Source organism: Telluria sp. LT1R51-2, assembly GCF_059685775.1.
This window is the reverse complement of record NZ_JCASIM010000001.1, coordinates 3,883,680-3,906,937: the sequence shown is the minus strand read 5'-3', so window position 1 is coordinate 3,906,937 and position 23,258 is coordinate 3,883,680. Positions and strand designations below refer to the sequence as shown.

The following is a 23,258-nucleotide window of genomic DNA, read 5'->3' as shown; positions in this document are numbered from 1 at the left end:
ATGACCGAGCAATCCAAGCCGCTCGTCGGCGTCATCATGGGCTCGTCGTCCGACTGGGACGTGATGCAGAACGCGGTCGCGATCCTGAAGCAGTTCGGCGTGCCGTTCGAAGCGTCGGTGATTTCGGCGCACCGCATGCCGGACGAAATGTTCACCTACGCCGAGACAGCCCGCGCGCGCGGCCTGCGCGCGATCATCGCCGGCGCTGGTGGCGCGGCGCACCTGCCTGGCATGGTGGCCGCCAAGACCATCGTGCCGGTGCTGGGCGTGCCCGTGCCATCGAAGTACCTGCGTGGCGAAGACTCGCTGCTGTCGATCGTGCAGATGCCCAAAGGCGTGCCGGTGGCGACGTTCGCCATCGGTGAAGCAGGCGCCGCCAACGCAGCGCTGACCGCCGTGGCGATCCTTGCTGCCAATGACGAGGCGCTGGCCGACAAACTGGAGCAGTTCCGCCGCGACCAGACCGCCGCCGCCCAGGCCATGACCTTACCTGTTTGATCCGATGACCCAAGCGCAGCAGACTTCTCCAATTCTTCCATCGGCCGATCCGTCCACCTGGCTCGGGGTGATGGGCGGCGGCCAGCTTGGCCGCATGTTCGCGCATGCCGCGCAAAGCATGGGCTACCAGGTTGCCGTGCTCGAACCGAGCGCCGACTGCCCGGCCGGGCAGGTTGCCGATCGCACCATCGAAGGCACATACGACGATGCGGCGGCGCTGGCCGAACTGCGCGCGCTGTGCGCCGCCGTGACGACCGAGTTCGAGAACGTGCCGGCCGACAGCCTGCAACTGCTGGCCGAAGGCAGCTTTGTCGCACCGGGCGCATCGTGCGTGTCGATCGCCCAGGACCGCATCGCCGAAAAGCGTTTCTTTGTCGAGTGCGCGCCTACGTCGAAGGTGATGCCGGCGCCGCACAAGACGATCGCCTCGCACGCCGACATCGATGCCATCGGTGACGACCTGCTGCCGGGTATCCTGAAAACCGTGCGCATGGGTTACGACGGCAAGGGCCAGGTGCGCGTGCGCACGCGCGACGATGTGCGCGCGGCGTTTGACGACATGGACGGCGTGACCTGCATGCTCGAAAAGATGCTGCCGCTGGCCTATGAAGTGTCGGTGCTGACCGCGCGCGGCATTGATGGCGCCTCGGTCGTGTACCCGATCGCCGAAAACGTGCATCGCGACGGCATCCTGTTTACCACCACCGTACCGGGCCCGAATGTGTCGCCGGCATGCGCGCGCCAGGCGCAGGATGCGGCGCGCGCGATCGTTGACCAGCTGGGTTACGTCGGCGTGCTGTGCATCGAGTTCTTCGTGCTGGCCGACGGCACGCTGGTCGTCAACGAGATGGCCCCGCGCCCGCACAACAGTGGCCACTACACGATTGACGCGTGCATCACGAGCCAGTTCGCGCAGCAGGTGCGCGCAATGGCGCGTTTGCCGCTGGGCGACGTGCGCCAGCATTCGCCGAGCGTCATGCTCAACATCCTGGGCGACGTCTGGTTTGACGGTGACACTGACAACACGCGCGAACCGGCCTGGGACCGCGTGCTGGCGCTGCCGGGCGCCAACCTGCACCTGTACGGCAAGGACGATCCGCGCCGCGCCCGCAAGATGGGCCACGTGACCTTCGTCGCGCCGACCCTGGGCGAAGCGCAGGCCAGTCTGCGCGCCGTCTGCGCCATCCTCGGCATCGCCGCATAACCATGACCGACCTGCAGATCGACCAGTCGGTCATCGACACCGCCGCCCGCCTGCTCGAAGCGGGCGAGCTGGTCGCGTTTCCGACCGAGACCGTGTACGGCCTGGGCGCCGACGCCGAGAACCCGGCCGCCGTGGCCGCCATCTACGCCGCCAAGGGCCGGCCGCAAGACCATCCCGTGATCGTGCACCTGGCGCCGGAAGCCCCGCTCACTTACTGGGCCTGCGACATCCCGCCAGAAGCCGGCGCGCTGGCCGCGGCCTTCTGGCCCGGCCCGCTGACGATGATCCTGAAACGCGCGCCGAACATTCCCGACGCCGTCAGCGGCGGCCAGGACACGGTCGGCCTGCGCTGCCCGGCGCACCCGGTGGCGCTGGCGCTGCTGCGTGCATTCAAGGGCGGCAAGGGCGGCATCGCCGCGCCGTCGGCCAACAAGTTCGGGCATGTCAGCCCGACGCTGGCTGATCACGTCGTCGACGAATTCGCGATGGACGACACGGTGGCGATGGTGCTCGATGGCGGCCCGTCACAGGTCGGCATCGAATCGACCATCGTCGACCTGTCGCGCCTGGACACACTTGGCCCGGTGCTGCTGCGCCCAGGCCACATCAGCGCCGAGGCGATCGCGGCCGTGATCGACCGCTTGCCGGCCGCAGCCGATGCGGCGGCGCCGCGCGCCTCGGGCACGCTCGAATCGCATTACGCGCCGCACACGCCGGTGGCGATGCAGGCGCGCGCGATGCTGCTCGAGACGATCGAACAGTTGCACGCAGCCGGGCGCAAGGTCGCGCTGATTCACGTGAGCACCATGCCGGAAACCCACGCCGCGCAGCGCCTGCCGCCGCGGCCTGCCGGCTTTGCCCACGCACTGTACGCCGCGCTGCGCGCGATGGACGGGCAGGGCGCCGACGTCATCCTGGTCGAGTCACCGCCCCAGCAGGGTGAGTGGCTGGGCGTCAACGATCGCCTGCGCCGCGCCGCGCATGGATCGACGGGCATCGTCCACGGTTTGCTCAACGTTCAACCAAACGTTTGATTTACATCACCGGATCGATTGACGGGGCATCAGTGCCCCGCCTGTTAGCGGCCCCCGTTACAAATTCCCCACTTTCTGCCGAGTAAAGGCTGGTTATAATCCGACCCCAACAGCCAGACCCATCGCATCTGATAGGTACGAATTGCAACAACCATTGAAGCAATGGATTTTGCTATACATGGGTAATGAACGCTGGCATAGTAATGAAGCGGCGAATAGCACGAGCGTTCGTTTAGAAAAAATTAAACTCAGGAGACACAATGCGTCAAACCAATTTTGCGCTGGCCGTGCTGACGGCAGCGTTGCTGTCCGCGTGCGGCGGCGGCACGAGCCCGGCGGGCGGCGACCAGGCGACCAAGGTCACGTTCACCAAGCAGGTCTCGTTCGGCGACAGCCTGTCGGATGTCGGCACCTACCGTGTCGGCGCCGTGGCAGCGGCCGGTGGCGGCAAGTTCACCATCAATGGTGACAGCACCGCCAAGAGCGAAGACCTGAACGGCAAGATCTGGCTCGACTTCATGGCTGCCCAGCTCAAACTGCCGGCGCCATGCGCTGCCCAGACCGGCCTGCAAGGTGACGCATCGCTCGGCTTCTCGGTTCCAATTGTCAACAATCCGAATTGCTTCAACTACGCCCAGGGCGGCTCGCGCGTGATCAATCCGATCGGCCCGGGCAATGCCGCGACCGGCTCGCCGATCGGCGAAATGACCACCCCGATGGTCACCCAGATCGCCAACCACCTGGCCCGGTCTGGCAACAAGTTCACCGGCACCGAGCTCGTGACGGTCCTGTCGGGCGGCAATGACGTGCTGATGCAACTGGCAGCCGTGACCAACGCCGGCACCGCCGCCGGCGCGCAAGCCTTCGCCGTCGCTCTGGCCACCCGCCTCGGCGCCACCGCCACCAACCCGCAAACGGCTACCCAGGCAATCCTGGCCGCGATCGCTACCGAGAATGCCCGTCCAGGCAAGACCGATGCAACGCTGGTCGCTGCCGCCGTGCGCGCTGCCGCTACCCAGCCGGGCAATTCGGCGGTTGCCGCACCTGCCGTGTACGGTCCGCTCGTGACCGCCGCGCAAGCAGACGGCACCGCTGCTGGCAACACCGCCGCCGGCGCTTACGCTACCGCGAACGCTACGGCGATGGTGACAGCGCTGGGCACCGCCGGTGCGCAGATGGCTGGCCTGGTCAAAACCGAACTGCTGGCCAAGGGCGCGAAGTACGTGATCGTTGCCAACCTGCCTGACGTGGCCAGCACGCCGACCGCGAAATCGCGTCCGGCTGCGATCCAGTCGCTGGTCGCCGCGATGGTCAATGCTTTCAACACGCAGCTCAAGGCCGGCCTGGGCGCCGACGATGCGCGCGTGCTGTACTCCGATCTGTACTCGGTCAGCAACGACCAGGTGAAAAATCCTGGCCCGTATGGCTTGACCAACACCAGCACCCCGGCGTGCGCCAACAACGCGCTGGGTGGGACCTCGCTGATCTGCACCGCCAACAACACGGTGGCAGGTGATGTGAGCCGCTACATGTTCGCCGACGGGATCCATCCGACCCCGTTCGAGAACGACCTTATCGCCCGCTACGTCTTCAAGGACATGGCTATCAAGGGCTGGCTGTAAGCAGGTTCTCAGCAACGAGCGGCGGGCCTGCCCTGGCGGCGGGCCCTCACACATCTATCAGGAGAAGTCATGAAAGTTCGTTTTAGCAGTATCGCCAAGGTTGCGGGTGTCGCTGCCGCACTGGCGTTCGCCACCGGCGCATCGGCCCAATCGGCCGGCCAGATCACCGCCAAGGTCGGTTTCAACCGCCTGATGCCGAAAGTCGAAAGCGGTGACATCAGCGCGCCTGCACTGCCAGGCACCAAGGCCGACGTCGGCAACGACATGCAGCCAGTGGTCATCCTGTCGTACAGCTTCACCGACAACCTGTCGGTCGAGGGTGCCCTCGGCACGCCGTACAAGCACCAGATCTACGGTGCGGGCGCGATCGACGGCGTGGGTTCGGTGGGCACGGTCGAGGCGCTGCCGCCGACCGCGTTCTTCCAGTACCGTTTCTTCGCGCCGACCGCGGCCTTCCGTCCGTTCATTGGTGTGGGCCCGACCTACGCGTACTTCATGAAGGAACGCGGTAATGGCAAGCTGACCTCGATTACCAATCCGGGCAGCGATGTGCCGACCACCTTCAAGATCGACAACAAGCTGACCTACAGCGCGCAAGTCGGTATCGCGATGAACTTCGACGAGCGCTGGTTCGCCGACGCGACGGTCATCAAGACGCGCCTGCGCACCGACGTGCATTTCTCGACCGGCCAGACCCAGTTCATGAAACTGGATCCGGTGGCGATCGTGCTGGCGGTGGGTTACAAGTTTTAAGCACGGCGCAAGCCGGTTGATGAAAGCCCGCCGCGTGCGGGCTTTTTTTTAATGCGGGCCTGTCACGTACTGCGTGAATGTCTCGCCACTGACGGCCTGCTGGTACAGGAAGCCCTGGTAGAGGTGGCATCCCGCATCGGCCAGAAACTGGCGCTGCCCCGCTGTTTCGACACCTTCGGCCATGACTTCCAGCCCCAGGCTCTCGCCCAGCGCGATGATCGAGCGCACGATCGAGGCGTCGTTCTGGTCGGTGAGCACGTCGCGCATGAACGAGCGGTCGATCTTGAGCTGATCGAGCGGCAGCTTGCGCAGGTAGGCCAGCGACGAGTAACCGGTGCCGAAGTCGTCCAGTGAAAACGAGAGACCCTGCTGTTTGAGTGCGCCCATCGTCTGCGCGGCCAGCGCGAAATCGGTCACCACCAGGCTTTCGGTCAGCTCGAGCCTGAGTCCTGACGGCTGCACGCCGGTTTCGGCAAAAATGGCCTCCAGCAGCGCGACGAAATCCGGTTCGGTGAACTGGCGCGCGCTGACGTTGACCGACAGCGTTAGCCCTGCGGTATCGGGATGGCGCTGCCAGCGCGCCAGCTCGCGGCAGGCGGTGCGCATGACCCAGGCGCCGATCTCGATGATGAGGCCGCTTTCTTCGGCGATGCGGATGAAGTCGGGCGGCAGCAGGACCTTGCCATCGGGCTGGCGCCAGCGCAGCAGTGCTTCGGCGCCGATCACGTGCCCCGAGCGGTCGAGCTGCGGCTGGTAGTGCAGCACGAATTCATGGCGTTGCAGCGCGCGGCGCAAGCCGCTTTCGAGTTCGGCGCGCGCGAGCCATGCGGCCTGCGCGGCCGGGTCGTGAAAGCGAAACGTGTTGCGCCCGGCGGCCTTGGCCTGGTACATCGCGGCGTCGGCCTGACGCAAGGTCGATTCCACCGTGTCTTGCAGGCCGCACAGCGTGACCACGCCGACACTGACCGACAGCGTGTAATGCAGTTCGCCCAGCTGGAACGGCGCCGCCAGCGCCGCCACCACCTTTTTGGCGACGGTCTCGGCCTGCGCCGCGGCCACCGCGCGCGACTCGTCGACGGGCCGGATCAGCACCACGAACTCGTCGCCGCCCAGGCGCGCCACCATGTCGGTTTCGCGCACGCAGCCTTCGAGGCGACGCGCCACGGCCTGTAGCAGCAGGTCGCCGGCGGCGTGCCCCTGGCTGTCGTTGAGGTACTTGAAGTTGTCGAGGTCGCAGAACATCAGCGCACCGCACTTGCCGCTGCGGGCGCTGCCGACCAGCGCGCGGCGCAGCTGGTCGAGCAGGTTGGCGCGGTTGGGCAGGTCGGTGAGGTGGTCGAAGAATGCCAGCCGGAAGATCTTCGCTTCGCTGGATTTGCGCTCGCTGATGTCGGTGCCGATCACCAGGATCTTCTGGCATGCGCCCGGCACGGCATCGGGCGCCAGCAAGGTCCAGCGGGTGTCGGTGTCGACCTTCGAGCCATCGCGCCGCACGTGGGCCAGTTCGCCCGACCATTCGCCATCGGCCAGCGTGTGCGCCAAGGCGGTTTCGTAGTGTGCCTGTTCGTCGCACAGCAGCTCGCAAAAGCGCTTGCCCATCGCCTCTTGCGCGCGCCAGCCGTACAGGCGCTCGGCGCCATGGTTCCAGTAGCTGATGCGCGAGGTCATGTCCATCGCAATGATCGCGTCGCGCGCCTGCTGCAGGAACGACGCCTGTTCGAGCATGACGAGATCGGCATGCTTGACCCGTGTGAAATCGGCCAGGAATCCTTCGAGCATCCCGGCCTGCCGGTTCAGGGCCCCTTGTTCCCAGATCCACCGGATGCGGCCGTCAGCAGTGCGGATCCGGTACGTGACCTGGAAGGGCTGGTTCTGGGCCAGGGCGATCGCCACGGCCGCATGCATCTGGTCGCGGTCTTCCGGCAGGATGATGCTGGCAAACGACAGACCCGGCTGGGTGGTGAACGCCGCCGCCGAGTAGCCGGTCACTTTTTCGATGCCGTCACTGATGAACACCATGCTCCACTCGCTGTCATTGCGACAGCGGTACGCTGCGCCCGGCAAGTTACTCAGCAGCAGGTCAAGCGACAAGGCATCGCTGCGAGTGGATGCGGACGAATCGGATGCGGGTTGCGTCAAGCTCATCATGCCTCTGCCGTGAATCGCGCCGGCCTGTACAGGCCATGCAACATGCATTCGATGGTAGCGCAAATCGGGCCGGTAGCAAGTCCCAAGTACGAGTGAGAAGACGAATCGTCATCAGATGCATCCCGTATGCCACGCAAGGTGACGTGGCATTAGCAAGTTGTCACAATTGGGCGGTGCCGGCGGCCAGTCAGAGCGGGGATGCCATGCCCGAAAAGTGTTCTCTTTGAAAAGCTGCGTGCTCAAAAGCTGGGGTCAGGTCTGACATTCGGACACGACCTCAACCTTAGTCGCTTGACTGAAGGATCATGTTGAGATTCGTGGCAGCGTTAAACGATCCTCCCGGAATTTTCTTTCTCAGGAAAGCGAAAAAATAGACGCCAGTGCAGAGGCCGTGTCCAAATGTCAGACCTGACCCCGGCTTCGCCGGCTTTGACCCCGGTTTTGGGTGTCACAATTGACCAGTGCCAGCGGCCGGTCAGAACGGGGAGGTTATGCCCGAAATGTGTTCTCTTTAGCAAGCTGCGTGCTAGACTGAGCGGCTCATTTTTACGGTGCCGCGCATGTCTCCCGCCTCGTTTGCCTGTATCGGCCTGTTGCTTTGTGCTGCCCTGCATGCGTGCGATGCGCATGGTGCCGGCCTGCGCGCGCTGCGCATCGCGGCGGGCGACACGCCCGTGATCGACGGCGCCCTGGATGACCCCGCATGGCGCGGCGCGCCCGTCTACCAGGACTTCCACAAGCACCAGCCGCGCGACGGCACGGCTGCGCCCGGTGCCTTGAAGACCAGCGTGCAAGTGCTGGTGGACGACGGCGCGCTGGTGTTCGGTATCCGCGCCTGGGATGACGCGCCGCATCTGCGCCGGGGCCTGCTGGCGCGGCGCGACAAGGTCGGTGTTGACCAGGATTTCATCGGTATCTGGATCGACCCGGCCGGCCATGGCCGCAATGCCCAGTTCGTGCGCATCAACACCACCGGCGTGGTCAGCGACGGCATCCACCGCGCCGAGGATGACGAATCCGATCTGGGGCCGGATTTCCCGGTCGAGACGGCCGTGACCATCCTGCCTGACGGCTACAGCATGGAAGTGCGCTGGCCGCTGTCGAGCCTGCGCTTTCCGTACGCCGATGGCCGTAACTGGCGCCTGATGGTCGAGCGCAGCATCCCGCATGCCGACGGCATGCTGCTGGTGACGGCGCCATGGCGGATCGACGCGCTCAGCCATCTCAGTTTTCTGCAGGAGATCGACGGCATGGAGGCCACCGTGGCAGCGGTGCGCGACCGCAGCTTCCTGGAGCTGCGGCCCGAACTGACGGTGCGCAGTGAACGCGCTGTCATGCCGGGGATGCGCACGCGCGGCAGTCAGGCTGAACTGGGCCTGGAAATCAATGGCCGTCCGCGCGCCGACTGGGTCTTCAATGCCACCATCAATCCCGATTACTCGCAGGTCGAGATCGACGAGCCGGTGTCGCAGGGCGCCGGCAATATTGCACTGTCGCTGCCCGAGAAGCGCGGGTTCTTTCTGGAGAGCGCGGACGTGCTCGGCTTGAGCCTGCCAGCCTTTTATTCGCGCACCGTGAACGATCCCGAATACGGCCTGCGCGCGACCTGGCGCGGGGCGCAGGCCGACGCCACGGCGATGAGCCTGCGCGACGAGCCGGGCGGCCTGATCCTGCGCGGCAAGCCGTACGAAACGCTGGAATACGGGCAGACCAAGCGGACGGTCGCGAGCCTGGTGCGCGCACGCTGGCACGGGGAGGGCTTGTTGCTGGGCGCATTTGCCTCGCAGCGCGACTACCACCGTTTCGGCGGCAACGACGTCGTCGGCATCGATGCCCAGTGGCGCGGCGAAGGGGCGGATGGCGAGCAGCAGCAACTGTCCGGCGTGGCGATGGTGTCGCGCACGACCGCGGGCTTTGTCGACGAGGATGTGCCGGCGCGGGTGGCAGGGCGCTCGGGCGGCTACCTGTGGGGCAAGTCCCTGCACAAGACCGAACGCTGGTGGTACGAAGCCGAGGTCGAAGCGATCGCGCCCGGTTTCGTCAACGATAACGGCTTCGTGCCACAAGCGGGCATCGCCCGCGCCACCGGCTCGATCAACCGCATCCTGGGACCGCAGTCGTTCGGCGGGATCGCGCTGTACGAATTCGAGACCTACCTGGTGCTGCACGAGATGCGCACGCTGGCCGATCGGGTGACGGGTCAGGCCGGCGGCGAAGCGGTCGAGCGCAAGCTGCGTCCCGGCGTCTGGCTGGCCGCGACCCGGCGCACGGGCGTGTGGGGCGAGCTGGGCTTTGACCGCCAGCGCGCACGGCCCCTTGGGCGCCTGCACGATACGCGCGTCATCAATGTCGGCATCGAGACGACGCCCGCGCCATGGATTTCGAAGATCGCACTGGAAGCGGCGCTGGGCCGCCAGCTGGACGCCGATGCCGACCGCGTTGGGCCGGGCGGGAACGTGATCCTGGACGTCGGCCTGCGCTTTCCCTTGCCGCGCGGCTGGTCCCTCGAGCTCGACAACCACGTCAATCGCGCCTGGGTGCAGGGCACGCTGGGCCAGCCGGCATTTTCCGACACGGCCTGGCGCGCGCTGGCCATCGTCCATTTCAGTCCGCGCGATTCGGTGCGGCTGCTGGCGCAGAACACCTGGGCCGCACGCCGCGACGACGGCGTGACGCAGCTCGAAGCATGGAACGACCGCCAGATACACCGCTCGCTGCTGTACCGCTACCAGTGGCGGCACGGCCGCACGGTGTCGCTGGGAATCGTGGATGACAAGCTGCCGCTGGTGGACGAGCGCAGCAGGTCGCTGACCTTCAAGCTGCAATGGGAAGTGTAACCGCCATCAAAGCCGGGGTCAGGTCTGACATTCGGACACGACCTCAACCTTAGTTGCTTGACTGAAGGATCGCCTTGAAATTCGAGGGCGGGATTAAATGATCCGTTCGGAATTGTCGCTTTTGGGAAATCGAAAGATAGACGCCAGTGCAGAGGCCGTGTCCGAATGTCAGACCTGACCCCCGCTTTTGTTTTGCGATGTTGGCGTGCGCTACGCAACCTGCGGCTCGGTGCTATGCTTTCACCATGACTACTGATACCGATATTGAACTGTCCGGCGCCTTCCAGGCCAAGGACAGCAACGGCCGTACCCTCGACGTCAAAGAGATCCGCATTTTCGACGAGGGTTACGGGATCATCGATGTGTACGTGGAGTTTGCTGCCAAGCTCGAACCGGATGCCTACAAGGACACCGTTCTGGTGCGCCAACTCGTCGAGCGCCTGCGTACGCTCGGGTATGTGGGGCCTGACTTTGGCCACAGCGACCCGGGCCTGCAAGAGAGCCGTCTGATCGTGCTCGAGGCGCCGGAAGAATTTTCCGCGTTTGCCAAGAGCCGCGGCTGGAAGAATCTGGCCGAAGAGTTCGACGAATAAGCTGCGGCAGCAATGTGGCAACACAATGGGGCCGGGTTCGTCATCGAACCCGGCCCCATTTTCGCAGAACCTGCGCTGCGCTTACGAACCCAGGCGCAGTTGCAGGCCGGTGTCGGTGTAGGTCGGCGTCACGGTAAAGCCGTCGACCGTGATGGTCTCGAACTTGCCCTTCAGGCTTGCCGCGCTGATGACGGTGAGCGTGTCGCCCACGGCTGGCTTGACGCCGTCCTGGAACTTGATGCGCAGCGTGCCGCCGCCGATGGTGGCCGCGCCCGTGATGCTCAGGCGCCCGCCCTGGGCCGCGCCCAGGCGCAGTTCAAGCGCTGCGCCGGTCAGCTGCGTGTACTTGCCGCCCACGACCAGCGTGGCCGGTGCGTTGCTGATCACGGTGCCGCCGCCGGCGACATACACGTCACCCGTGCCGAACGCGGTCGTCGACAGCGCTTCGAGGCTGCCCGCGTCCACTTGCGTGCCGCCGGTCCAGGCATTCTTGCCGCCCAGTTTCAACATACCCGTGCCTTGCTTGACCAGCTTGCCGCTGCCGGTGATGTCGTTGCGCCAGCGGTCTGCTGCGTTGAAGCCACCTTTGCTCGCGTCCATGTTCAGCACGACGTTGCCGTTAAAGACGGCATAACCTTCGGCCGCAGCAAACAGATTCAGGCGGCCCCAGCCTTCAGCATCGTCCAGGACCGGATAGCCGGAACCGATCGCGGTGGTTTTCAGCACCACGCGGCGCTGTGCGTCGGTCAGGTACGGCAGGCGCGTTTCCAGCAGCACTTCGGCGCCTTTCGGCACGACGGCCGGCGCGGTGGTCGAGCCGATCAGCGGCAGGCCGAAGGTCAGGCGGCGCAGGTAATTGGCGCGGCTGGCAGCGTAGTCGGCGAAGCGGTCGTTCGCCGGCGTGCCCGAGATCGCGTAGCTCGGGAAGGTGCTGGCAGTGGTGCCGGTCAGCTTCATCAAGGTGGTCTGGGCCTGCTCGCGGGCTGCAGCGCGCGTGGTGGCACCGGCGGCGATCAGGTTGGCGGCGGCGACGGCTTGCGCCTGCACGCGGCCGCTGATCACGTCCAGTGGCGAGTGCATGCCGGCCAGGATGCGGCTCTCGCCCAGTTCGAGACCACGGCCGACCAGTTCCTGGTAGCGCTCCGGCAGCACGTAGGCCATCGCGACGGCGTTGCGCACGGCCTCGGCCGAGTGGCCGCTGGTGAAGCCGCCGTCGGTGTTTGGCGTTGCGCTCTTGGCCGGTTCGAGTTGCGGCACGACCTGTACCGCGCTGCTCCAGCGGTAAGGGCGCGCGTATTTGTAGAAGCGCTTGGCCGGCTCGGTCGAACCGTTGCCGCCCATCGCATTGACCAGGTCGACGACCTTGCCGAACTCGGCATTGGCGGCGCCGCCGACGCCGTTGTTGTTGCCGCCGTCTTCGTACTTGACCTTGGTGGCATCCGCCGGCATGTCGTTGATGGTGGTGGTCGCGCGCGAGGCGCTGCGCCACGCATCGGTCAGCGGGCCCATGCCGCCGGTGACGCTGTAGCCCTTGCCGCGCCGGTCGTCCAGATACGCCAGCAGCGCCTGCTCCGAGGTGCGGCTGGCGGTGGCTTTGACCACGTAATCGATGTTGGCATTGTGCACGGCGGCGTTGATGATCGTGCCGCCATTCGTGCCGTCGTTCGGCACGCCGGTCCAGGTCGATGCGGCCACGGCCGGGAAGCCGTCGACGGCCGGGGCCGTCTGACCTGCATCGACCAGTTCGGTTACCGGCTTCCAGATGGCGAGCATGCCGCCCAGCACGCGCACGCCGGCGTTCGTGGCCAGCGTGGCGTAGCGGGCATCGCCGCGCTGGTTGGTGGCGGCGGTGTCGACAAAAGCCAGGACCGATGGCACCGGCGCAGTGTCGGCCGCGCCCTGGTCGGCTGGCGCGGCCGGGATGACGATGGCGACATCGGCAGCGGCGGCGTCGTCATGGTGGTCGGAACCACCGCAGGCGGACAGGGCCAGTGCGGCGCCGATGGCGACGGCAAGCGGAAGACGGCGGAGAACGACCTGATGCATGTGAACCCTTCAATGGTGGTGAGGCGAAAATTGAAGGGATGATAAGAAGTGCGTGTGACGTCATGATGACGCCCACGCCCCGCACTGCATCAATCGACCGTCACACCGGCGTCCTTGACCACTTTGCCCAGCTTGACCGATTCGGTGCGCATCAGGGTGCCAAACGCTTCCGGCGTGCCGCCGACGACCGGCGTGCCCAGCTCTTCCCATTTCTTGCGGAAGGCCGGGTCGACAAAGATTTCGTTGAGCGCCTGGTTCAGGCGCATCACCACCGGCTTGGGCGTGGCGGCCGGCGCCACGATGCCGTGCCACCCCGTAAAGTTGTAACCGCTCAGGCCCGACTCGGCCAGCGTCGGCACGTCCGGCAAGCTCGGAACGCGCGTGGCCGTCGTCACGGCAATCGGATGCAGCTTGCCTGTCTTGATGTACTGGACCGAGCTGCCGAGGATGTCGAACATCACCTTGACGTGCCCGCCGAGCACATCGTTCAGCGCCGGGCCAGCGCCCTTGTACGGAACGTGCTGCAGCCTGGTACCCACCGCAGTGTTGAACAGTTCGCCCGCCAGGTGCTGCGGGGTGCCGTTGCCGGCCGAGGCAAAGCTCAGCATCTCGGGCTGCTCCTTTGCCATGGCAATGAACTGCTTGACGTTCTTGACCGTGACCGACGGGTGCACTTCGAGCACCAGCGGGAACGCCGAGATCTGGATCACCGGGGCGAAATCCTTGTCCGGGTCGAACGGGATCGATTTGTACAGCGTCTTGTTCACCGCCATCGGCCCGCTGGCCGCCAGCAGGATCGTGTAGCCGTCCGGCGCCGACTTGGCCACCATGCCCGTGCCGATATTGCCGCCGGCGCCGCCCCGGTTGTCGATGATGACGGGGACCTTGAACTTCGCCTGCAGCGGCCCCTGGATCAGGCGCGCCATCGCGTCGGTCGGCCCGCCTGGCGGGTAGGGCACAACGAAGCGAATTGGCTTGGACGGATACACGTCGGCGGCGCCGGCGACAAGCGCCTGGGTCATGAACAGCGTTGCGAGAAGTACCTTCTTGAGCATGCTTTGTCTCCGGTTTGTCTTGTTTTGTTTTGGTGGGGTGGTACGTTGTCGTTCAGGACGTCTGCTGCGCCAGGCGCCGTTTCAGTTCATGCACGGCGCTGTGCACCGTGGTCAGCACCGGCGCACCTGCGGCACGGACACAGGCGTCATGCGCGCGCGCCATGCTGAATTGGGCCAGTGCGATCGTCGCGCAGCCGTCGTCGATCAGCCGCCGTGCGCTGTCGGCGATCAGCTCGTCATGCAGTTCGACATCGCCCCGGTTGAGCGCATCGAGCGCACCTTCGGCCAGCGCGCAGCGCAGTGCCACGCGCGCCGGAAACTCAGGTGGCATCGAGGCCAGCGTCGGGCCGAATGTCGCGATCAGGCCCACCGGGCCGGCCGCCTGACCGGCCTCGGCATCGGCAATCATGGCCTGGTTCGGCTTGAGCACGGGAATGTGCGGATAGCGCTGCGCCACCGCTTCGATGCACGGACCGAAGGCTGAACAGGTAAACAGGATGGCCTCGGCCCCGCTGCCAAGCGCATACTCCGCCAGATCGGCAAAGCGTTTGTGCATCGCAGCGTCCAGGCCACGGCTTGACCGGGCCAGGTCGGCTGACAGCGAATCGTCCAGCAGGTTCATGCGCGTGGCTTCGGGCCATTGTTCTGCCATGAAAGCATTGATCGGCTCGACCGAATGGCTCAGGGCGTGGATCAGGGCGATGCGCGGCGCCGGGCGGGCAGCCGCTGAAGAGAGGGCAGACATGGTCATTGTTCCTCGATCCGTGGCAGTTCGGGCGCCAGCAGGCGCAAGCCGGCCATCAACAGGCCATCGTAACGCGCGCGCTCGGCGGCAATGGTGTCCGGCGTCCAGCGATAAAAACCTTCGCCCGTTTTCATCCCGTAATGGCCGGCGTCGTAGCGCTGCGCCAGCACCCGGGCCGGCGTGGTGTTGGCCGCCAGCGACGGGTACATGGTGGTCGCTGCCGGGTAGTGCACGTCAATGCCGGCATGGTCGCGCTGCAGCACCGGGCCGGCCGCAAGAAAGCGAAAGCCGAAGCCGAAGCGCACCGCAGCGTCGACATCCTCGGCCGTTGCGATGCCGGCGTCGATCAGCGCAAACGCTTCGCGCGCCAGGGCATGCTGCAGGCGATTGGCCAGGAAACCCGGCAGGTCCTTGCGGACCAGCACCGGCACCATGCCGCAGGCACGCATGAAGGTCATCAACGACTCGGCCAGCTCGCTTGATGAGTTCGCGCCGAGCACGACCTCGACCAGCGGCACCAGATGCGCCGGCATGAAGAAGTGCAGGCCCAGCATGCGCCCGGTCGTTTCCAGGTGTTCGCCGATGGCCGAGATGGGAAAGCTCGAGCTGTTGCTGCACAGCAGAGTATCGGGGCGCGCGCGCTGGACCAGCTCGGCAAACAGTGCCTGCTTGAGCGCCAGCTTTTCCGGGATGCACTCGATGACCAGGTCGATTGCCTGCCAGTCGAGTTCGTCGAGGCTGGCGCAGGTCGTGATGCGCTCGCGCTTGTGTTCCAGCCCCAGCTTGCGCAGGGTATCGCCAAAGTAGGTATCGAGCGCGTCGCGGCGCGTGGCGCCAGGTTCGAGCACGATCGCGCGGCAGCCCGCACGCGCCAGCACGATGGCGACGTCGGCGCCCATTGTGCCACCGCCTGCGACGAGGGCCAGCGCTTGCGCAGGCTTGGGAAGTGTCGAGTTTTCCATGATCATTTTCGAAAAGAGAATGAACTTAGTTTGCGCTTTATCAAATTATCTGAGAAATGCATTTTTTCTATAAACTTATCGATTATGGAAATAAATCTATCCGCGCGTGAGTTGCGTGCCTTTCTTGCGCTAGCGGACACGCTCAGCTTCAGCAAGGCGGCGCAGCAGGTCTGCCTGTCGCAGTCGGCGTTGTCGACACTCATCGGTCGTCTGGAGGAGGGCTTCGGGAGTCGCCTGTTTTCGCGTACCACGCGCTCGGTGGCCCTGAGTGCCGCCGGCGAAGTGCTGGTCCTGCACGCCCAGCAATTGCTCGCCGATATCGAGCGCTCGGCTGCGGCGGTACGCGACGTGACGGCGCTGCACCGGGGCCGGGTGGCATTGGCCGCGATGCCGTCGCTGGCAGCGCGCCTCGTGCCGCGCCTGTTCCGTGTCTTTCATGCGCGCCATCCCGACATCGCGCTGTCGCTGGCCGACACGCTGTCCGAACCGGCGTTCGAGCTGGTGCGCCAGGGCCGCGTCGATTTCGCCATCACTGCCGCCAATCCGGCCTACCAGGATCTGGAATACATCCCGCTGACAACCGACGAGTTCGTGTTGCTGGCCGCGCCGGGGCATCTGCTGGGCCGCGACAGCAGCCCGATCCGCCTGCCCGAGACGCTGCCTTACCCGCATATTTCGATGTCACGCCACACCAGCGTACGGCAATACGTGGACGCGGCCGCGCTGCAGGCCGGGATCAATTTTTATCCGGCGTTTGAAGTCGATCACCTGGCCACGATCGGCGCCATGGTGGTCGAGGAGCTGGGTGTGGCGGCCCTGCCGAGCCTGGCGGCCGATGTCATTGGCAGCGCCGGGCTGGTGCGGCGCGAGCTGGTCGATCCTGTCATCCGCCGTTCGATCGGCGTGGTCCGGCGCAGCGAAGGCGCGCTCACGCCCGCCGCGCAGGCGATGCTGGACCTGTTGCAGGCGCAGATTGCGGATGGTTCTTGAACGGCGCAGCGATTGCCGCGCCGTGGGGGCTACCTGATCAGAACGCGGCGATGCCGGTCTGGGCACGGCCGAGGATCAGCGCGTGGATATCGTGCGTGCCCTCGTAGGTGTTGACGACCTCGAGGTTGACCATGTGGCGGATGATGCCGAACTCATCTGAAATGCCGTTACCGCCCAGCATATCGCGCGCGATGCGGGCGATGTCGAGCGACTTGCCGCACGAATTGCGCTTCATGATCGACGTGATTTCCGGCGCCGCCGTGCCTTCGTCCTTCATGCGGCCCAGGCGCAGGCAGCCCTGCAGGCCGAGCGTGATTTCGGTCTGCATGTCGGCCAGCTTCTTTTGCACCAGCTGGTTCGCCGCGAGCGGCTTGCCGAATTGCTGACGGTCCATCGTGTACTGGCGCGCCGTGTGCCAGCAGTCTTCTGCTGCACCCAGTGCGCCCCAGGCGATGCCGTAGCGGGCCGAGTTCAGGCAGGTGAACGGACCTTTCAGGCCGCGCACGTCGGGGAACGCGTTTTCTTCCGGGCAGAACACATTGTCCATGACGATTTCGCCGGTGACCGACGCGCGCAGGCCGAACTTGCCGTGAATCGCCGGGGCCGACAAACCTTTCCAGCCCTTTTCGAGTACGAAGCCGCGGATCGCGCCTTCGTCGTCCTTGGCCCACACGACGAACACATCGGCCACGGGCGAGTTGGTGATCCACATCTTGGCGCCGGACAGGCTATAGCCGCCCTCGACCTTGCGGGCGCGCGAAATCATCGACCCAGGGTCGGAGCCGTGGTTCGGTTCGGTCAGGCCGAAGCAGCCGATCCATTCGCCGGTGGCCAGCTTTGGCAGGTATTTCTGTTTGGTGGCTTCGTTGCCGAATTCGAAGATCGGCACCATGACGAGCGACGACTGCACGCTCATCATCGAGCGGTAGCCGGAATCGACGCGCTCGACTTCACGTGCGATCAGGCCATAGGCGACGTACCCCATTGCGGGGCCGCCGTATTCTTCGGGAATGGTCGGACCGAGCAGGCCCAGTTCGCCCATTTCGCGGAAGATCGAGACATCCATCGACTCGTTGCGAAACGCTTCGAGCACGCGCGGGCGCAGCTTGTCCTGGCAATAGGCGGCGCTGGCGTCGCGCACCATGCGCTCTTCGTCGGTCAGCTGGCTGTTCAGCAGCAGCGGGTCATCCCAGTGAAAAGCGGCTTTCTTGGGCGAGTCGGTACGGGTCATCGGAAATCCTGTCTCTGAATTCTGGTTAGAAGTTACCTGACCATTATAGAAACGTGGCGCAGCCCGATCTTTTCAAACTGCGACAGGCATTTTCATTTTTGACTGGCGGTGCTGCCGAACTTGCCGCCGTGGAAGATCAGCGCCGGCTGCGGCTGCAACTGGCATTCTTCGACCTCGCCGACGAAGATGACGTGATCGCCTTCCGGGTAACGGCTGCGGTTATGACATTCGAACCAGGCCGACACGCCCTTGAGGATCGGCAGGCCGGTGCGCGACAGCTCGTAGTCGACGCCCTCGAACGGGTTCTCGCCACGGCGCGCAAAGCGCATCGCCAGGTCTTCCTGGCCGGCGGACAGCACATTGATCACGTAGTGCGAGTTGCCGCTGAAGATCGGCATGCTGTTCGCGCCGGCACCCAGGCTCCACAGCACCAGCGGCGGATCGAGCGAGACCGAGTTGAACGAGCTGGCCGTCAGGCCGCGGAAGGTGCCGTCGGCCAGGCGTGTGGTAATGACGGTGACGCCGGTCGCAAACTGCGACAGCGCCTGGCGGAAATGCGTGGTATCGAAGCCGCGCGTAGTGGCGCGGGCAGAAAGTGTATTCATGGTGTTCCTGGAACTGTGACGCTCATTATGCCACCGTCCTGTCCAAGCTTGCCGGTCCATGCTGTCCGCCTGTATCGTCAGCGGGTCAACAAATGCGGGAAGCCGGGCTTTGCGCTACATTAAGGTTATCGAAATTTTAAGAACACAAGGTCCATCATGAGTGAGCAAACAGCAAGCGACGTGGCCATCCTCGGGGGCGGCTGCTTCTGGTGTATCGAGGCGGTGTTTCTCGAAGCACGCGGCGTTACGCGCGTGGAGTCGGGTTATATGGGCGGGCACGATGACCATCCAAGCTACGAGGCCGTCTGCAACGGCACCACCGGCCACGCCGAAGTCGTGCGCCTGGAATTCGATCCATCGGTGATCAGCTACCACGACATTCTCGAGATTTTTTTCACGATCCACGATCCGACGACATTGAATCGTCAGGGCAATGACGTTGGCACGCAATACCGGTCGGTGATCTTTACGACGTCGCCCGAGCAGGACGCCGTCGCGCGCACCGTGATGGCCGAGATGGCCATGGTGTGGGATGCGCCGCTGGTGACGCAAGTGTTGCCACAGGAAACCTGGTTCAAGGCCGAGGACTATCACCAGAATTACTTTGCGCAACACCCGCTGCAGGGTTATTGCGCGTTCGTGGTGGCGCCAAAGGTCGGCAAGTTCCGCGCGACCTTCAGCGACCGCCTCAAGGCATAACGATTACGGTTGCAGGCGCGAGCGCGTCCAGCTGCCATCCGGCTGGCGCTGGTAGACGATCCGGTCATGAAAACGCGAGCGCCGGCCTTGCCAGAACTCGATGCGCTCCGGCACCAGGCGGAAACCGCCCCAGTTGTCCGGGCGCGCCGGATCGTCGCCGGCGGCCTGCGCCACGGCGTCGTAATTCGCTTCGAGCGCGGCGCGATTGGCGATCGGGCTGCTCTGCTGCGACGCGATCGCCGCGACCCGGCTCTTGAGCGGCCGGCTGCGGAAATAATGGTCGCTTTCTTCGCTTGACGTCATTTCGACACGGCCTTCGATGCGGATCTGGCGCTCGAGCTCGCTCCAGAAGAACAGCAGGGCGGCCTGGTTATTGCCGCGCAGTTCCTGCGCCTTCTGGCTGTCGTAATTGGTGTACCAGGTAAAACCGCGCGGATCGAATTGCTTGATCAGCACGATGCGCGAGCTCGGCCGGTTGCCCGGGCCGACAGTTGCCAGCGTCATCGCATTCGGCTCGTTCACCTGCGCCGCCAGTGCCTGCTCGAACCACGCCGTGAACTGCGCGATCGGGTCGTCCAGCACATCGTCTTCGTTCAGGCTGGCCTGGCCGTAATCCTGGCGCAGGTCGGCCACTGCCTGGCCGACGCCGGCTGCCTTGGCTGCTGTTGTGGCCGATGGTGTGGCCAATGCTGTGGCCGCTGTTGTGGTCGATCCTGTGGCCGATGCCACCGGCTGGTCAAACGCCTCGGGCGCCAGCAGGCCGCGGCGGCGCTGCATTGCCTGGCCCAGCTGCGCCATCTGCTCGGGCGAGAACAGGCGCATCGCCATCGGCGCCATCGTGCTTTCCTCGCGCTCCATGTGCGCCGTGTAGCGGGCGACGAAGCGCTCGACGGCCGTGCTGGAGAGCATGGGGCCGGTGCCGGTGCCGGCTTCGATGGCGGTCAGTTGTTCGTGCAGGTCTTGCCACAGCGCGTCCATGTCGTTGTGGTCCTGCACGATCGTCGGCGCCAGCGCCTGCAGCGTGGCGGCGTCGTCGCCCTGCGCGGTGGCGCGCAGCATCGGGATCAGGTCCTGCTCTTCGTCGTCGTGGTGCAGGTGCGCCGCCTTGTCGAAGTAGCGCAGCACGGCGCCGGCGGCGTCGCGCGCCTGCTTGTCCACGCCATGTTCGGCCAGGTGCGGCAGCAGTTTTTCCAGGGTGGACAGTTGTTTGCGGATGCGGCCATGGCAGTGCTTGAGCACGGCGATCGGCTGGGAGAAATCAGGGGCGGTGTCGGGCAGGAGAGAGGTCATTGTTCTGTGGGAGACACGCAGGTTATTTGGTTGACGAACGATTATTCTAGTGTAGTCGCGAAACACCTGTCCGCTACAATATCGGGATGAATCAATTACTTGAGCAAGGGGCGGCGCTGATGCCCACGGAGGATGTCGACTTTGCGCGCCGCTTCGGCGGCATCGGGCGCCTGTATGGTGAGCCTGCGCTGGAACGTTTCCGCGCGGCGCACGTTTGCGTGATCGGCGTGGGCGGCGTCGGTTCGTGGGTGGTCGAGGCACTGGCGCGCAGCGCCATCGGCCACCTGACCCTGATCGACCTCGACAACGTGGCCGAATCGAACATCAACCGCCAGATCCAGGCGCTGTCATCGACCATCGGCATGCCGAAGATCGAAGCGCTGCGCCAGCGCATCGCCGAGATCAATCCGTTTTGCCAGGTGACCCTGGTCGAGGATTTCATCGACCTGGAGAACATCGAGACGCTGGTGGCCAACCAGGGCTTCGACTACGTGGTCGATGCCATTGACAGCGTCAAGCCGAAGGCGGCGCTGATCGCCTGGTGCAGCGCCAACAAGATGCCGCTCGTGGTCGTGGGCGGCGCCGGGGGCCAGATCGATCCGACCAAGGTCGAAATCCGCGACCTGGCCCGCACCGAGCAGGAACCGCTGCTGAAAAAAGTGCGCAAGCTGCTGCGCGCGCAATACGGTTTTTCGCGCGGCGAAAAGCAGAAGTACCACATCGACGCCGTGTTTTCGATGGAACCGTTGCGGTATCCGGACACGGGAGACGCCTGCGAGATCGACGACAGCGGCATCACGGGCCTGAACTGCGCCGGATTCGGCTCGTGCATGGTGGTAACCGCTACCTTCGGCATGGTGACGGCGGGGCAGGTGCTGCGCCGGCTGGCCGAGGCGGCCAACGCCCAGGCTGCGGCTACTAATGCCGCTCCGGTGCAAACTGTGCAAGCCGAGGCCGCCTTGCTATCATAGGTGCCAGATGCAACCGCCCGGTTGCAACCTTTTGATGGAAGAGCACACATGATTCGTCGATCCGCAGTCATCGCCCTGTTCCTGGTGGCAGGCAGCGCCCAGGCCCAGGAAGGCGCGCAGGACGCCAGCAAGCCAGCGACCCAGCCGCCGGAAGCGCAGCAGCCAGCCACGCCACCAGTCCCGGTCACGCCGCCCGTCGCCGCTGAAACGCAGGCGCCGCAGGTCGAGATCGTTGATCGCGTGGTCGGTACCGGCAAGGAAGCATCGCTCGGCAGCAATGTCGTGGTCAACTACACGGGCTGGTTCCACAAGCCGCTGGCCAAGCAGCAGCGCGGCCGCAAGTTCGACTCGTCGCTCGACAATGGCCGCGATCCGCTGGAATTCCAGCTGGGTGCGGGCCGCGTGATCAAGGGCTGGGAGCAGGGTGTGGCCGGCATGAAGGTCGGCGGCAAGCGCACGCTGATCATCCCGAGCGCGCTGGCCTACGGCAAGCGTGGCGCGGGCGGCGGGTCGATTCCGCCGGACTCGGACCTGATCTTCGACGTCGAACTGCTCAACGTGAAGTAATGCTGTTGTAACGTGGCCCGGTTCCGGGCCACGTCAGTCTGTCAGTGCGCGTGCCCCTGCAGCGTACAGTGATGATGGGTCGTGCCTTCCTCGACCTGCAGCGTGCAGTGATGAATCGCGAACTGCGCGCTTAACCCGTCCACCATCGCATCGATTGCCGCATCGCCCGGATACCCGGCGGGCATCACGACGTGCGCCGTCAGCGCTGTTTCGGTCGTGCTCAGCGCCCAGATGTGCAGGTCGTGCAGGTCGGCCACGCCGGGCTGCGCGAGCAGGAAGGCGCGTACCTTGTCGGCGTCCACGCCGGGCGGCACGGCCGCCATCGACAGCTGCACCGATTCGCGCAGCAGCGACCACGTGCCCAGCACGATCACCACCACGATCGCCAGGCTGACGGCCGGATCGATCCAGGTCCAGCCCCAGAACATGATGATCAGGCCCGAGATCGCCACGCCCAGCGACAGCGCCGCATCGGCCGCCATGTGCAGGTAGGCGCCGCGGACGTTCAGATCGCCCTTGCTGCCGGCCAAGAACAGCCAGGCCGAGAAGCCGTTGATCAGCACGCCGATGGCGGCAACGATTGACACCGTGGCCCCGGCCACCGGCGCCGGTTCGGCAAAGCGTTGCACCGCTTCCCAGGCGATGGCGCCGCACGCCACCATCAGCAGCAGGCCGTTGCCAATTGCCGCCAGGATCGACGAGCCGCGCAGGCCGTAGGTGTAGCGGCCGGTGGGCACGCTTTTGGCGAGCACCGCCGCGCCCCAGGCCAGCACCAGGCCCAGCACGTCGGACAGGTTGTGGACGGCGTCGGCCATCAGCGCCGTCGAGTGCGCGATGAAGCCGTAGGCGAATTCGATGATGACGAAGGCCATGTTGAGCCCGATCGCCAGCGCGAAAGCGCGGCCGTTGCCTTCAGGTGAGGGCATGTGGTGGTGATGGTGGCCAAAGCCATGACCGTGGTCATGGTCGTCGTGCTTGTCGTCGTCGTGCTTGTGATCGTGCTTGTGATCGTGACCATGATCGTGGTCATGATCGTGCTGGTGATGTTGGCTCATGCGTCGATTCCAATGGCGGGTTCGGCAATGTGCTCGAACATGGTGGAAAGCAGGCTGCTGATGTGGGCATCGGCGGCTGCGTAAAAGACTTGCTTGCCCTGGCGCTCGGCCTTGACGATGCGGGCCGCGCGCAGCAGGCGCAGGTGGTGGCTGACCAGTGAGCTCGACAGCGACAGCGCGCTGGCGATATCGCCCACGGCCGTCGGCTGCGTCAGGCAGGCCAGCACGATGCGCAGGCGCGTTGCGTCACCCAGCAGGTGGAACAGGTCGGCCAGCTGGCCGATCGCTTCCTCGGGTGGCGGGGCGATCGGCTGGGCGGCCGGGTGCGTGTGGGTATGTTCGTGCATGCGACT

General features: G+C 65.2%; 21 protein-coding genes. 11 read left to right on the top strand and 10 right to left on the bottom strand.

Annotated elements, in window-relative coordinates:
* The 5 genes from purE (at position 1) to AC56LH_RS17210 (ending at position 5,111) form a co-directional block, all read left to right on the top strand.
* Positions 1 to 498, top strand: a complete 498-nt coding sequence (gene purE, locus AC56LH_RS17230) for a 5-(carboxyamino)imidazole ribonucleotide mutase (protein ID WP_332532801.1) — start codon at positions 1 to 3, stop codon at positions 496 to 498.
* Between the two features lie 4 nt (positions 499 to 502).
* Positions 503 to 1,702 carry a 5-(carboxyamino)imidazole ribonucleotide synthase gene (locus tag AC56LH_RS17225; RefSeq protein ID WP_499648036.1) on the top strand — a complete coding sequence of 400 codons (1,200 nt, stop codon included), beginning with the start codon at positions 503 to 505 and terminating at the stop codon, positions 1,700 to 1,702.
* Positions 1,703 to 1,704: 2 nt separating this feature from the next.
* Positions 1,705 to 2,736: an L-threonylcarbamoyladenylate synthase gene (locus AC56LH_RS17220; RefSeq protein ID WP_499648034.1), complete on the top strand. Its 1,032-nt coding sequence runs from the start codon at positions 1,705 to 1,707 to the stop codon at positions 2,734 to 2,736.
* 260 nt (positions 2,737 to 2,996) lie between these two features.
* Positions 2,997 to 4,358, top strand: coding sequence for an SGNH/GDSL hydrolase family protein (locus AC56LH_RS17215; RefSeq protein ID WP_499648032.1), 1,362 nt, complete (start codon positions 2,997 to 2,999; stop codon positions 4,356 to 4,358).
* Between the two features lie 69 nt (positions 4,359 to 4,427).
* Positions 4,428 to 5,111, top strand: coding sequence for an OmpW/AlkL family protein (locus AC56LH_RS17210; protein ID WP_499648030.1), 684 nt, complete (start codon positions 4,428 to 4,430; stop codon positions 5,109 to 5,111).
* Positions 5,112 to 5,159: 48 nt separating this feature from the next.
* Here AC56LH_RS17210 and AC56LH_RS17205 read toward each other — a convergent pair whose 3' ends face one another.
* On the bottom strand, positions 5,160 to 7,259 hold the full coding sequence (locus AC56LH_RS17205) for a putative bifunctional diguanylate cyclase/phosphodiesterase (RefSeq protein ID WP_499648028.1): 2,100 nt from the start codon (positions 7,257 to 7,259) through the stop codon (positions 5,160 to 5,162).
* A 560-nt stretch (positions 7,260 to 7,819) separates the two neighbouring features.
* Between AC56LH_RS17205 and AC56LH_RS17200 the strand changes: the two genes are divergently transcribed.
* Together AC56LH_RS17200 and AC56LH_RS17195 are read left to right on the top strand one after the other, a co-directional pair.
* Positions 7,820 to 10,096 (top strand): DOMON domain-containing protein, encoded by a 2,277-nt coding sequence (locus AC56LH_RS17200; RefSeq protein WP_499648026.1) that lies wholly within the window; start codon positions 7,820 to 7,822, stop codon positions 10,094 to 10,096.
* 245 nt (positions 10,097 to 10,341) lie between these two features.
* On the top strand, positions 10,342 to 10,689 hold the full coding sequence (locus AC56LH_RS17195; RefSeq protein WP_499648024.1) for a hypothetical protein: 348 nt from the start codon (positions 10,342 to 10,344) through the stop codon (positions 10,687 to 10,689).
* An 81-nt stretch (positions 10,690 to 10,770) separates the two neighbouring features.
* On the opposite strand, the gene AC56LH_RS17190 is transcribed toward AC56LH_RS17195, so the two are convergent.
* The 4 genes from AC56LH_RS17190 to AC56LH_RS17175 form a co-directional block, all read right to left on the bottom strand.
* The gene (locus AC56LH_RS17190) at positions 10,771 to 12,735 is read right to left on the bottom strand and encodes a phosphatase PAP2 family protein (protein WP_499648022.1); all 1,965 of its coding nucleotides are present in this window, start codon (positions 12,733 to 12,735) and stop codon (positions 10,771 to 10,773) included.
* Between the two features lie 89 nt (positions 12,736 to 12,824).
* A complete protein-coding gene (locus AC56LH_RS17185; protein WP_499648020.1) occupies positions 12,825 to 13,790 on the bottom strand; it encodes a Bug family tripartite tricarboxylate transporter substrate binding protein in 966 nt (321 codons plus the stop codon).
* A gap of 52 nt (positions 13,791 to 13,842) precedes the next feature.
* Positions 13,843 to 14,535: an aspartate/glutamate racemase family protein gene (locus AC56LH_RS17180; protein ID WP_499648018.1), complete on the bottom strand. Its 693-nt coding sequence runs from the start codon at positions 14,533 to 14,535 to the stop codon at positions 13,843 to 13,845.
* 2 nt (positions 14,536 to 14,537) lie between these two features.
* A complete protein-coding gene (locus AC56LH_RS17175; RefSeq protein ID WP_499648016.1) occupies positions 14,538 to 15,497 on the bottom strand; it encodes a 3-hydroxyacyl-CoA dehydrogenase family protein in 960 nt (319 codons plus the stop codon).
* A gap of 111 nt (positions 15,498 to 15,608) precedes the next feature.
* Between AC56LH_RS17175 and AC56LH_RS17170 the strand changes: the two genes are divergently transcribed.
* Positions 15,609 to 16,487: a LysR family transcriptional regulator gene (locus AC56LH_RS17170; protein ID WP_499648014.1), complete on the top strand. Its 879-nt coding sequence runs from the start codon at positions 15,609 to 15,611 to the stop codon at positions 16,485 to 16,487.
* 37 nt (positions 16,488 to 16,524) lie between these two features.
* On the opposite strand, the gene AC56LH_RS17165 is transcribed toward AC56LH_RS17170, so the two are convergent.
* Together AC56LH_RS17165 and AC56LH_RS17160 are read right to left on the bottom strand one after the other, a co-directional pair.
* On the bottom strand, positions 16,525 to 17,718 hold the full coding sequence (locus AC56LH_RS17165) for an acyl-CoA dehydrogenase (RefSeq protein WP_499648012.1): 1,194 nt from the start codon (positions 17,716 to 17,718) through the stop codon (positions 16,525 to 16,527).
* Between the two features lie 92 nt (positions 17,719 to 17,810).
* Positions 17,811 to 18,323, bottom strand: coding sequence for a flavin reductase family protein (locus AC56LH_RS17160; RefSeq protein ID WP_258835791.1), 513 nt, complete (start codon positions 18,321 to 18,323; stop codon positions 17,811 to 17,813).
* 156 nt (positions 18,324 to 18,479) lie between these two features.
* On the opposite strand from AC56LH_RS17160, the gene msrA reads away from it, so the two are divergent.
* Positions 18,480 to 19,022 carry a peptide-methionine (S)-S-oxide reductase MsrA gene (msrA, locus tag AC56LH_RS17155; protein ID WP_499648010.1) on the top strand — a complete coding sequence of 181 codons (543 nt, stop codon included), beginning with the start codon at positions 18,480 to 18,482 and terminating at the stop codon, positions 19,020 to 19,022.
* A 3-nt stretch (positions 19,023 to 19,025) separates the two neighbouring features.
* Here msrA and pdxH read toward each other — a convergent pair whose 3' ends face one another.
* Positions 19,026 to 20,312: a pyridoxamine 5'-phosphate oxidase gene (gene pdxH, locus AC56LH_RS17150; protein ID WP_499648008.1), complete on the bottom strand. Its 1,287-nt coding sequence runs from the start codon at positions 20,310 to 20,312 to the stop codon at positions 19,026 to 19,028.
* 86 nt (positions 20,313 to 20,398) lie between these two features.
* Between pdxH and tcdA the strand changes: the two genes are divergently transcribed.
* Together tcdA and AC56LH_RS17140 are read left to right on the top strand one after the other, a co-directional pair.
* A complete protein-coding gene (gene tcdA, locus AC56LH_RS17145) occupies positions 20,399 to 21,283 on the top strand; it encodes a tRNA cyclic N6-threonylcarbamoyladenosine(37) synthase TcdA (protein WP_499648006.1) in 885 nt (294 codons plus the stop codon).
* A 48-nt stretch (positions 21,284 to 21,331) separates the two neighbouring features.
* A complete protein-coding gene (locus tag AC56LH_RS17140) occupies positions 21,332 to 21,850 on the top strand; it encodes an FKBP-type peptidyl-prolyl cis-trans isomerase (protein WP_499648004.1) in 519 nt (172 codons plus the stop codon).
* Positions 21,851 to 21,891: 41 nt separating this feature from the next.
* On the opposite strand, the gene AC56LH_RS17135 is transcribed toward AC56LH_RS17140, so the two are convergent.
* Positions 21,892 to 22,905 (bottom strand): cation diffusion facilitator family transporter, encoded by a 1,014-nt coding sequence (locus AC56LH_RS17135; RefSeq protein ID WP_499648002.1) that lies wholly within the window; start codon positions 22,903 to 22,905, stop codon positions 21,892 to 21,894.
* Entirely contained in the window at positions 22,902 to 23,252 is a 351-nt protein-coding gene (locus AC56LH_RS17130) for an ArsR/SmtB family transcription factor (protein ID WP_499648000.1), read from the bottom strand. Before AC56LH_RS17130 ends, AC56LH_RS17135 begins: the two co-directional genes overlap by 4 nt.
* Between the last annotated feature and the right edge of the window lie 6 nt (positions 23,253 to 23,258).